Source organism: Pseudomonas californiensis (assembly GCF_021147775.1).
Classification (GTDB): domain Bacteria; phylum Pseudomonadota; class Gammaproteobacteria; order Pseudomonadales; family Pseudomonadaceae; genus Aquipseudomonas; species Aquipseudomonas californiensis.
Map to the genome: position 1 here is coordinate 26,931 of NZ_JAGTPK010000002.1, position 11,725 is coordinate 38,655.

Here is an 11,725-nt window from a genome sequence, read left to right on the forward strand (position 1 = left end):
CAGGGGGGTCAAGTGTGCAGGTGCCAGTTCCGTGCCTGGCCCTGACGGTTCCACAGGCGGGCGTACAGCCCTTGCTGCGCCAACAGTTCATCGTGGCGGCCCTGTTCCACGATGCGTCCGCGGTCCATGACCAGAATCTGATCGGCGTGCTGGATGTTGTGCAGACGATGGGCGATGACCAGTACCGTGCGATCACGTACCAGCGCATCCAGTCCCCGTTGAATGGCGGCTTCCGACGACGGATCGACGCTTGAGGTGGCTTCGTCGAGCAGCAGGATCGGGCTGTTCTTCAGCAGTGCCCGAGCAATCGAAAGGCGTTGCCGTTCACCGCCCGACAGCCAGCCGCCACCTTCGCCGATGCGTGTGGCGTAGCCGTCGGGCAGCGCCTCGATGAACGTGTGCGCGTGGGCCAGACGTGCAGCGTGAATGACCTCCTGCTCGCTTGCGTCGGGCTTGCCGACCAGCAAATTGTCGAGCACCGTGCCGGAGAACAGCGTGACGTCCTGGAAGACCATCGATATCTGTTTTTGCAGCTGCTCGCTGCCGATGTCCCGTGCCACGATACCGCCAATCCTTAATTGGCCGCTGTCGATGTCCCACAGTCGGGCAACCAGATGCGCCAGGGTACTTTTTCCCGCGCCACTGGGGCCGACCAGCGCAGTCAGGCTGCCAGCGGCAAGGTGGCAGGAGAGGCCATCGATAACCGGCGCTTCGCGTTCGGCGTAGCTGAAACGCACATCTCTGAGTTCGATATCGAAACGTTCGAGGCTGCGTGGCCGGGCAGGCTCTGGCATCGGTTGCTGGTCGAGTAACTGCTCGGTGCGCGACAGCGCGCGATGGCCGAAACGCAGCAACAGAACGGAGAAACCCAGGTCGATGCTTTTGCGATACAGCGGCCAGGCCAGCACAGTGAAGATCATCAGGTGCTGGATGCTCATTTGCCCGTCGAGCAGCAGGTTGCAACCCAGCAGCACCATAAGGATGAACCCGGCCTCGATGACCAGACCGAACAGAGCCACCCACGCTGCCGGTCTCAGTTCGATATTGATCATGGCCTGGTGTTGCTCGTCCAGGGTTTGATTCAAACGCTGCAGGGCACTGCCGAAGCGGCCGAAGCTGCGTATTACCGCAATGCCCTGAATGTATTCCTGCAACGCCGCCTGAGTACGGTTGCTGGTGGCGAGCATGTGGTCGGCGTGCAGCAGCGTTTTGCGGATCGCCACGTAAATTGCCAGCGCAGCAAGCGGCAGCGTGAGCAATACCGTGCAGGCAAGAATGGGCTGTAGCCAGAACAGCAGCAGCAAAATAAATACAAGCTCCGCCAGCGACAGGGCAAACACCCCGAGAAAATGCGACCACAGGTGCTCGACCATGGCCAGGTCACTGGTGACCTGAGCGCGGATTTCGCCGCTGTTGGTGGTCGCGAACCAGCCGAGCGGCAGCTTCTGTAGATGGTCGACCAGACGCAGGCGGGCGTTGGCCATCATTGCGTAGGCGCCGGTAAATATCAGCGGTGTACCGAGGGCTCCGACGACGATTCGCGCCACCAGGCAGACAAGCATGCCCAGTGCCAGCCAGATCACGTTCCAGCCCTGAAGGGTATTGTCGAACAGGCTTGCCAGCAGCCAGTACAGCAGCAGGTATGGCGCTGCGCTCAGCAAGCCTTCAAGGACCGCCAGGCGCAGCCCTTGATTCAGGCGTGGGTCGCGTTGCCCTGCGAGGCGTTCGCCCGCGCGCATCAGACTGGAAATCATGCGGGTTCTCCACTGCTCAGTTGCCATTGACGAATATGGGTGTGGTCCTGCCAGAGTTGTTGATACAGCTCGCAGCTTTCGAGCAGTTGCTCATGGCGACCAATGCCGAGCACACGGCCCTGATCGAGGACGACGATGCGTTGCGCGTCGATGATGGTGTGCAGGCGATGGGCAATCATCAGGACGGTCCGGCCTCGGCACAGGTTGGCCAGCGCCTGCTGGATCAGCACCTCGTTTTCGCTGTCGGCGTAGGCAGTCGCTTCATCGAGAATCAGTACCGGCGCGTTCTTCAGCAAGGCGCGGGCAATTGACAGGCGCTGGCGCTCGCCACCGGACAGTTGCGCGCCGGCTTCGCCAATAGGCGTGTGGTAACCTTGCGGCAGGCGTTCGATAAAATCATGGGCGCATGCCGCACGGACTGCGGCCTCTACACTCGCCTGATCGGCGTCGGGGCTCGCCAGACGCAGGTTGTCGAGCACCGTTCCGTCGAACAGATGCACGTGCTGAAACACCGTCGCGACCCGATCGAGCAGCGCCTGCAGAGGCCAGTCGCGGAGCTCGGTGCCACCCAGCGTGATGCTGCCGCTGTCGGCGTCGAACAAGCGACTTACCAATTGCGCCAGGGTACTTTTGCCCGCGCCGCTGGGGCCGACCAAGGCAGTCAACTGACCCGCCTGAGCGCTGAAACCGACGTGATCCAGAACCTGTCTCTGGCCATAGGCGTGGCAGACGTTTTCCAGGCACAGGTCCAGCGGCGCGTCGGGAATCTGTGCATCGGCGTTTTCGCTCAGCGACGGGCTGAGCAGCACGCTGTTGATCCTCGCCAGCGCCGCATTGCGCTTGACCTGATCGCCGAGCATGTAGGTCAGGCGCAACAAGGGTAGCAGGGCGGCGGGTGCCAACAGCAGAAACAGCAGCAGGGTTTCCTGCGTGATACTGCCATCCAGCAGCAACCAGGCGCCCAGCGGCGCAACGATCATCAGGCTGGCGCTCAGCAGCCCGGAGAACACCACCCAGAACAGCGAACTTTTGCGCGCAAACCCGGCCACCCACGCTGCTGCACCGCGTATATCGGTGCTCAGCGAGCCGAAGCGCAGGCTGGTCAGGCCGAAGCTTTTGACCACCTGGATGCCTTGCAGGTACTCGCTGAAGCTTTGTGAAATACGTTGTTGCATGCCTTGCCACTGCGCCATGCGCTCGGCCGAGCCTTTTACCATCAGCATCTGCGCAAGAAACGCCAGCGGCAACGGGGCGATACAGGCCAGCGCCAGCCGCCAGTCGACGATGAACAGCACAACCAGCGTCAGCGGCGGCATGACTGCGGCGCAAATCGAATCGGGCAGTGAGTGAGCAAAGAACCCTTCAAGTGCACCGACATCGTCACTCATAGTGCGACGCAGGTCGGCACCGCTGTGCTGGCTGAAAAAACTCAGCGGCACTTCACCCAGATGTCGCGCAATCCGGCTGCGCAACTGACGCAGCAACTCGAAGGCCGCCAGATGTGCGGTCACATGGCTGAGGGTCATGATCAGCCAGCGCAGCAGCACTGCCGCCAGTGCCCAGAGGCCCCAGACCAATGCCGCATGTGTATCAGGTACGGGGCTCAGCAAGACCTGCGCGATCTTGTAGATGCACCACAGCGGCACAAGGCTCAGCAGCGTTGAAACCACGGCGCAACTGATTGCCAGGGCAAACATGCCCGGCGCCAGTCCGAGCAGTCCGGTATGGCTGAGGGGCCGGGTTGTGGCCGTGTCGGCAGCAGCCTGATCGCGCGTCATACAGCACTCCTTGGGTGTGCGTATCTGTTATTTCGCCATGCAGCGGCTGACGGGCGCCCGAAAGCTCGCCCGGCGTTGTTAGTGCTGAATGGGTGTGGTGGCTTTCTCGATGCGGTTGGTGCACCGCTGTGCACAAGCCGCGTCGAGCATGTTCAGATCAAAAGGTGATTTTGGTACTCAGCCCCAATTCCCTGCCTTGTCCCGGCTGGCTGAACTGCGCGCCGCCGGACAGATAGGAATAGGTGCGGTAGTCCTTGTCGCCAAGGTTATTACCGTAAAGCGCAAGCTCCAGATCAGGGGTGGGCAGCCATGCCAGTCGAGCGTCCACCAGGCTGTAACCACCTTGGGATACTTCGTTGTCGACGTCGAAATAGTGCTTGCCGGTGTAACTGATCCCGACGCTGGGCCGCACCTCACCCAGCAGGCCGTCAAAATAGAAGCTGTGCTCGGCCGAGGCGCGCAAGGTGCGTCCGGGGGTATACGTGAGCCTGTTGCCCTGGCGATCCGAGTCGAGCATGCGGTTGCGGTTGACGGTGCCCGCCAGGCGAATCAGGGTGGCGTCATCTGCATGCCAGTCCATGGACAGCTCTGCGCCTTCACTGCGGGCCTTACCGATGTTGCTCAGCGACTGAGTACCAGTGCCCGCCGCGCCAATGAATTGCTGCACGTCGTCGATGTCGATGCGGTACAGCGCGGCGTTGAGCCACAGGTGTTGGTCGAGCAGGCTGGATTTGACGCCGATTTCCGTGTTCAGGGACTTCTCGGGCGAATACGCCACGGCGTCAGGGGTGATGGCACCGATGCGGTTGTAACCACCGGCCTTGTAGCCCTTGCTGACCGAGGCGTACAGGCGCGTGTCCGGAGTGGCCTGGAAGCCCAGGGCAATCTTGGGCGTGGTGCTGGTGAAGGAGTCGTTGCCGCTGTAAACGAAGCCTGGCGTGAAGGCTGCATCGACCTGGGTGTAATCGGTTTCGGCTTTTTCCACACTGTGCCGTGCGCCCAGTGTCAGGTCCCAGCGCGGTGCAAGGTGCCAGGTGAATTCGCCGAATACCGCTTTTTCGGTGCTTTCGATGCGGCTGTCGGCCACGCCGTAAACGCCGAACAACGGGGCGCTGCGGTCAGGTTCGCGCTCTGAGTGGCTGCGGCTCTTCTGCCAGTACAGACCACCCACCGCATCCCAGGCACGATCATCGCCCTGAGTGGAAAGACGCAGTTCCTGGCTGACGGTGCGCTGGGTTTCGGGCCAGTGAAAACCCAGATCGCCGTACAGTCGCTCATGGCGGTAGTTCTGCAGGGAGGTAATGGAGGTGAATTTGAGCGCATCGCTGAGGTTCCAGTCCAGGGTCGCGCTGCTGGTTTCCACGCGCCGCACATAGACTGATTCCATCAGCGGCACGCTCGCCCGGCGCTTTTCATAGGTGGCGTCCGCCAGGTACTGCTCGTTATAAGAGGTCAGGCGATCCCGGGCATAGGCCAGCTTGAGGATGAAGTCTTCGTTGGGCTTGAAGGTCAGGCCGACATTGCCGCCACCGTTGTCGCTGTCGCCGTGGTGCTCGCTGCGGGTCAGTTCGCCGTCGGTGTCGTCGTGGTACACGGTGCCTTGAATGAACAGTTTGTCGTCCACCAGCGGCGTCGAGCCTGTCGCCGACACTTGTTGATGCAGGTTACTGAATCGGCTTTGCAGTGTGGCGGTCGGCGTGTTGTCTGGCTGACGGGTGAGGATATTCAGTGCTCCGGCGTGGGCATTACGGCCGTAAAGCGTGCCTTGCGGGCCTTTCAGCAGTTCGATGTGTTCGATGTCGAGCAACTGCTGATTGAAGGTGCCCAGATATTGCGGCACACCATCGACATAAATGCCCACGTGTGCGTTGTAGGGGTCCGACGATGACACGCCGCGCAGGCTCAGGCTGGGAAACACACTTGCCCCGGTATTGCGTATCAACAGCTCCGGAAATACTCTCTCGAGGTCGCCGCTTTGATAGACATTGGCGCGCTCCAGATCCGCCTGACTGGCCACCGACAGCGCCAGATCGGTCTGGTCCTGGGACTGCACACGCTTGCCAGCGGTAACCTGCATGTCCGGCAAGGTCATTACATCGTCGGCAAGCGCCTGATGGGAAACCGCGAGCATGATTGCCAGACTGAGTAGAGAACGTTGCATGGAAAGACTCGGGTGAGAAGGAATGGCCGTATTCTCTGGACTTAACCGTTTCGTCGCGCGTGCGATCAGGGTCGAAATGCGCGCAATCGGTACTTTAGTTGATAAGTGTTATCATTTGAGTCTGATTCCCAAACGATTGCATGCCAATGAGCCTCAATCATTATTGCGCTGACTATGAGCTGCCCAAGGTCCTTACGGATGAAGTGGGTGATGAGCTCGATATCCGGCTTATTGACTGGCAGGTCGACGAAGACCGTCATCTGAACGCCTTCTGCGAAGCGTCTTTGACAGTGTCGTACCACGCCAACTGCTCCGGTTGGCGCTATTTTGCCGACACCTCACCCCTGAGCTGGCGTGAAGATCACTGTTGCCTGTTCCATTCGACGGTTCCGGTCAGGGGCGAAGGTTTCGTTCCCGCGGGTACGTGCTGGCGCGGCGTGAATATCAGTTTTGCCGCACACCGGTTGGGCATGCTCGACCTGGCCGGGCAACTGTTCGACTATCAGGGGCCTTGGGAGAACACCCGTTCCCAGGATCGCACGGCACGGCTGGTGCAGTTCCCGGCGCCCCAGGTGATAAGGCGGATCGGCCAGGAGATGCTCGGTTGCAAGCTTGAAGGCGTGGCCAGGGATTTGCTGCTGCGTGGCAAGGCTTATGAAATGCTCGGCCAGTTGACGGCGCATATCCAGGACCTGGCGCATTTCACCGGGCTCAACGCCGGAGGCCGTGACCTGATGCGCGTCGAGCGGGCGCGCAAGCTGCTTGAAGCGCACCCCGAGCAGGACTGGACCATCGAATCGCTGGCCCAGTCCGTGGAGCTCAACACGAAAAAGCTCAAGCAGGGTTTTCGTCAGAGCTACGACAGTGGCGTTTACGGCTACCTCCAGAAAGTCCGCATCGAAAGAGCGGCGCAATTATTAAGGCAGCAGGGGGCGGTCAGCGATGTGGCGGCGGCGGTGGGTTATTCCAGTGCCAGCCACTTCGCCAAGGTGTTTCGCCGTTACTACGGCATAAACCCGCTGCATTTCAGCGCGAGGGCCGATGAAAATGTCCAAGGTCTTGCGGTCGGCAGCCCCCCTAGTTAACCTTTACAAGGTTCACTGGATAGTGTTTGTGCCGTGCTTCAAAGTGGCTTTCTACAAACTGCTCAGAGGCAATTCATTTCCGCGCTCTACAGATCGGGAAAATTGGTTTTTATCAGCGTAATTGCTGCTGTCACTTAGCGGTGATTGATAATCGCGGCCGCGGGATATTGTTGGTTTGTCTAGCATGGGGGTTACGTCGCCGTCGTGTGTTGGTTAAATTAGCTGGCATGGTTTACATACCATCAATGCATACTATTAGATGTATTTTTTAAACGTTCCGGCGGTGATAGCTGTCGTAACTCCGAGCATCACCGCACTCGGTAAAAAGACGGCCATGGGATCAAGCGAAACGGGTAGAGAAAGATAAATGATCCACGGCGCGATCAGCATCGGGATCAATGCCCGCTTGGCGCGGTGATAGACAAAACTACTTTCTCGCCCGGCTCCAAACTTACGAAGGTCGCGGCGCATCAAACCATCGACAAAACCGGTCAGCGCGGCCATAAGGAACAATGGTGTTGCCAGGACTAGAATGGTCAGGCGCATCACGAAGGTAAAGGTCACATACACCGCCGCCAGCACGAAGTCCTCAATACTCACGTAGAGCTGATTGATCCAGCTCCAGAAACCGTTGCCCTGGCCCGACACCCGCGCCTGCCGGGCAAAATCCGCAAAGCCAGTCTTGACCAGCAGCCACTGATTTAGAAAGTCCAGCCACTGGACAATCGTCTGTCCGGGTTGTTGAAGGATGAGTGACGCTTTGAAGTGCTCACTCAGCCAACCCAGTTCGTTCGTCAACATGGCTTGGCTGTGCCGCCAACCCTGATCGCTCCAGAACAGCAGCAAACCGGTGAACTCGATGAGGATCGAGAACAGCAGCGAGGCCATCAGCACGCCGATGATGCGCAGAACCAGGCTGGTTGCCGAGATAATCAATCCCGGGCGCTGGATCGGTTGTGACGGCGTATTCTGAGCGGTAGTCGCCATCGTTCACTCCATATTGCGCCTTGCCACGACGCCTGCCGAATACGTCTTTGCTGAATCGAAACCCATGGCGGAGCCGGGCTACCTCACCTGATCCAAATCGAAGTTTATTGTTGGACCGCCACCACTGGAGCTCCACCATTGTCCTGCCTGCTCGTTATAGGTGGCCCGCATTCGCTGGGTAAGTTCCTGCAGGTCTTTGGGCATGGCATCGTCGTTGGAGGGTTTTGGCAACGGCATGCGGACTTTCCAGAGCTGGCCGCCGGCCTGGAAGGAGAACATTTGCCCCTTGGGTAAACTGACGATGTGCGCAGGCTCGATCAGCGGCACGTTGGTGCTGCTGATACGGTCCTGTGAGGACGAGGTGAAGTCCGTGTTTGCCTCCGGATCGGAGGTGTCGGTCGCACCCGAGACCAAGGTTTTGGTCAGCACATTAACCTTGGGCAACTGCTGGGTGAGCAGTTCCGCGGTTGCGGTTTCGCGCACTCGCAGCATCTGTAGGGTGTTGAAGTTGCCGATCACCTGGCCGGCCTTGGCCCGGTTGCCGATTCGTGCTTCGATATCGCTGAGGGTTTGGGTGTAGGCGGTTACCTGGATACCGGCACCGCCCCCCTTGTTGATCAGCGGAATGAACTCATCGCCCATCAACTCGTTGAACTCATCGGCATGCAGGTTGATTGGCAGTTTGTCACCAGCGTTGCCAGATTGAGGCAGTCCATGGTCAATGCCATGTTTGTAGATATGTCCCGCGACCGAGACCAAGTCGGCGAACATTGAATTGCCCACGGCGGCGGCCACTTCGGCATCAGTCAGCGCATCCAGGCCAACGTAGACGATGCCGCGTTTTCGGATGATCTGCATCCAGTCGAAGATCGGCCGCGGGTCATCCAGGTCGGTATAGTTTGGCGCTAGTAACTGCGCTGTCTTGCCAGTGGTGAGTTTCTCCAGCAATGGCAGCAGCGAGGCGACGATTTTGTCGAAGTAAGTACGGTCATAGCGTACGGCCGAACGCAGCCCGTCCATGACCGGATCAAACACCCGTTTCGCCGCTAGGTATTGTTCGATGGCCACCACCCGCTTTTCACGCCCGACCATATGCCGGGGAATATTCTTCTCGGTGAGTTTACCTTCGAGTTGGACAATCACCTCCCAAGCTTTCGAATCGGTCTTGGCGAAAAAATGCTGGGCGTATTCGATGAACAGAGCATCGATGTTGACCACATGCCGCTGGATCTGCAGGTAGTCCGGACGGCGGCCCAATTCGATCAAAGCCCGCGCAATGATGTTGACGAAACGCCATGCGAACTCACGGAAGGCCGCGGAGTTACCTTCACCATTGAGCTGCCCAGCAATGCGAGATGCCACCTCAGAAATACGTCCGAAACGTCCCACCGCGTTGTAGCGGGCGGAGATTTCTGGCCAGCCCAGATGGAAGACATAAAACTCTTTCTCCCGACCGGCACGTTTGGCTTCGACGTACATGCGCTTGAGCAAGTCGGCATCGCCCTTCGGGTCGAAGACAATCACTACCTCATGTTCAATGCGGTGAATGTCCTGGGTGATGTACACCTCGGCGAGTCGCGTCTTGCCGACGCGGGTCGTGCCCAGCACCAGCGTGTGACCGACCCGTTCGCCCAGTGGCAGACTGAATTCCGTTTCATCTGGCTCGACTCCATGCAGCAGTGGCGAGCCTCCTACCGGTGGTAAAGGGCGCAACGGATTGACGGCACTGTCCCAGGCAGTGACACGGGCCAATGTCGAGAGCGTAAACGGTGCATGCTCAAGGGACCGTTCGAGTCCACGGGCTAGGCGATAACGGGCCGGTTGGTCGACATAATGGGCGACCGCTGGATCCTGAGCCTCGACCAAGCGCTGGGTATGCAGGCGGGTCCAGCGAAACCCGCGCCCCATAAACAGCCGCTTACAACTGACCGGAATCTGCCGACTGGTCAGCTCGTAGCGGGATAGCCGACGGATATTGCTCCGATAGCGCAACACCTCCCAGGCTTGTCGCAGGCGTATCAGGCCGAATAGGGTATAGGCCAGCGCCGCAACCAGCCCGATCTCGGGTGACAGGGCCACAGCCCAGGGCGAGTACACGCACAACACCGCGGCGGCGATGCAGATCGCTACGGTGTACAACTCCACCGCCGGCCGGAGCTTTGACTCCATCGCATGCTCTGCCATGATCTGGACTCACTGTTCCAGTGAGGTGTCAGTGATCAAGACGGGGTAATGCTCGATCTGCAAGCGGGTGGCGATGTCGTTACCGTTGACCGGCAGGATGGTGATGCCCGGCGCGGCGGCTCGAATCCGGGACAAAGCTTCGGTATCGGTTACTTCAACCGCTAGACCGGCTGCGCCCATTTCCTGAAGTTCAGGCGCGCGTTGACGCAACCAAGCCAGTGAGTGGGTATCCTCACCCACCAGGAAAAATGGCCGTAAGCCTGGAATGTTTAGGGCGCGAGACGTGATTTGGCCGGGGCTCAAGTGAGAGCTGCGAACGGGTAATGTCCAGGTTTCATCGGCAAACGTGGACAAGTCCGCATGCATGGCCCGACCAGGTTGGAGATTGTTGTTCATGGGCGGCCTGGCAACTTTAAAATGGGCGCGGGTTAAGTCGCTAGGCTGATCCCCGGCTAAAGTTAGTTCCGGCTGGGCTAAAGATGCCAAGAGCAGGATTAAACAGCAGGTAAGGGATATTCGTTTCATGGTGATATGCCTTGTTCGGAGGAAGTCAGCAGCCGTTCAAGCTGCCGGGAAAATCCGGCGCGGTAACGCGCCGCCGGCGTTCCTCCTGCCGATCGGTGATAGCGTCCGGCAGCCAACACCCAATTACCGGTGACAGCGTGATGCTCTTGCAGCAGTGCTGCAGTCACAGCCAGATTGCGGTAGGGTTCGAGAGCTTCGCAGGGACTGGAAAAACGTTGTCCGTGATAACCCAGGTTGGTTTGCCCTAGTCCGGCGTCGACCCGCTTAGCGTCATATAGTGTGAGCGCCTGGAGCAAGGCGTGGCATGCGGCCTGGCGAGTGGCGAAACGGTAGGGTGTTCCGGCGATATTCAGGGTCCAAGGCCACGGCAGCAGTCGACCACGGACGCGAATACCGCTCTCCTGTAAGGCAATTGCGAACAACACCGTAGAAGGGATGTTGGCGTCATGCGCCGCCAGTTGATAAGCCGGAGGCGGAAGTTCGTTAGCCTGAACCGCGTGCACCGTCAGCAGGAGCGCAATAGCAATCAATCGACACGTTGCCATTGTCCATTCACCTGTTGAAATGTGACGGGTAATGGTCTTGGGGCGCCCAGGCTGAACCAGCGACCACGGTCATGGTTCAGGGTGATCTGCCGGCGTTGAACCTTGGCTGGGTCAATGTCCGCTTGCCGAGCCCAGCTGCGGACGCGTTCATCCTCGCCTTGGCTGCCCACCAGGTAGATATCGAATGCCGTATCACTGCTTTGCAGACGCTGTGCTTCGGCGGTGCACGCAGAGCAGTGGTCTTCGACAAACAGAGCTCGGCGCGGCTCTACCGGTGAGCTAGCAGAGGGCGGGGATGCCATACCCTGAACCGGCAACAGCCCCGGAAACAGCTTGGCCCAGGCCGCTGTGTAAGCGTTTTGGTAGGCCAATTCACGCTCGGCGCGCTTGGCTTCCAGTGCTACCTGTAATTCGGGATATCGCTGGCGCTCTTGGTCGGTCTTGGACTCAACCCCGAGGGCGGTTAACGGATCGAGGTTCGGGCTCCAGAAACCGCGTGGGCCGGCTTGGATCTGTTCGAAGCGTGTCCATTCCTGCTCGGTCAGGCCCCAACTCGCCGCCTGTTTAGAGTCAGAGCGCCCCAAGGGCGCTACCTGCGTGTCCTGGTTCCTTGACGGTGTTGTGATGGGGTTGCCCATCGCAGCGCCTATGGCCAGTAGCGAAGCGAGACAGACTATGGGGAGTAGTGGGGCTCTGCTCATGATCG

The 11,725-nt window shown here is 59.5% G+C and carries 9 protein-coding genes; 1 reads left to right on the forward strand and 8 read right to left on the reverse strand.

The genetic code is table 11. The features are described 5' to 3' along the window. Positions 1–8: 8 nt before the first annotated feature. The 3 genes from KDX37_RS02225 to KDX37_RS02235 all read right to left on the reverse strand — a co-directional run bounded on the left by KDX37_RS02225 (position 9) and on the right by KDX37_RS02235 (position 5,693). A complete protein-coding gene (locus KDX37_RS02225) occupies positions 9–1,754 on the reverse strand; it encodes an ABC transporter ATP-binding protein (protein ID WP_231651036.1) in 1,746 nt (581 codons plus the stop codon). Further along, a complete protein-coding gene (locus tag KDX37_RS02230; RefSeq protein WP_231651037.1) occupies positions 1,751–3,532 on the reverse strand; it encodes an ABC transporter ATP-binding protein in 1,782 nt (593 codons plus the stop codon). The genes KDX37_RS02225 and KDX37_RS02230 overlap by 4 nt, the downstream gene beginning before the upstream one ends. Before the next feature lie 157 nt (positions 3,533–3,689). Then, entirely contained in the window at positions 3,690–5,693 is a 2,004-nt protein-coding gene (locus KDX37_RS02235) for a TonB-dependent receptor (RefSeq protein ID WP_231651038.1), read from the reverse strand. A gap of 146 nt (positions 5,694–5,839) precedes the next feature. Here KDX37_RS02235 and KDX37_RS02240 point away from each other — a divergent pair, with 146 nt between their 5' ends. Then, positions 5,840–6,778, forward strand: a complete 939-nt coding sequence (locus tag KDX37_RS02240) for a helix-turn-helix transcriptional regulator (protein ID WP_231651039.1) — start codon at positions 5,840–5,842, stop codon at positions 6,776–6,778. Positions 6,779–7,033: 255 nt separating this feature from the next. Here KDX37_RS02240 and KDX37_RS02245 read toward each other — a convergent pair whose 3' ends face one another. The 5 genes from KDX37_RS02245 to KDX37_RS02265 form a co-directional block, all read right to left on the reverse strand. After that, positions 7,034–7,765 (reverse strand): TIGR03747 family integrating conjugative element membrane protein, encoded by a 732-nt coding sequence (locus KDX37_RS02245; protein ID WP_231651040.1) that lies wholly within the window; start codon positions 7,763–7,765, stop codon positions 7,034–7,036. Between the two features lie 78 nt (positions 7,766–7,843). Beyond that, positions 7,844–9,949, reverse strand: coding sequence for a type IV conjugative transfer system coupling protein TraD (gene traD / locus KDX37_RS02250; RefSeq protein WP_231651041.1), 2,106 nt, complete (start codon positions 9,947–9,949; stop codon positions 7,844–7,846). A 9-nt stretch (positions 9,950–9,958) separates the two neighbouring features. After that, positions 9,959–10,474, reverse strand: coding sequence for an integrating conjugative element protein (locus KDX37_RS02255; RefSeq protein ID WP_231651043.1), 516 nt, complete (start codon positions 10,472–10,474; stop codon positions 9,959–9,961). Beyond that, positions 10,471–11,019: a lysozyme family protein gene (locus KDX37_RS02260; RefSeq protein WP_231651045.1), complete on the reverse strand. Its 549-nt coding sequence runs from the start codon at positions 11,017–11,019 to the stop codon at positions 10,471–10,473. The genes KDX37_RS02255 and KDX37_RS02260 overlap by 4 nt, the downstream gene beginning before the upstream one ends. Continuing rightward, positions 11,001–11,720, reverse strand: a complete 720-nt coding sequence (locus tag KDX37_RS02265) for a TIGR03759 family integrating conjugative element protein (RefSeq protein WP_231651048.1) — start codon at positions 11,718–11,720, stop codon at positions 11,001–11,003. Before KDX37_RS02265 ends, KDX37_RS02260 begins: the two co-directional genes overlap by 19 nt. Positions 11,721–11,725: the final 5 nt, after the last annotated feature.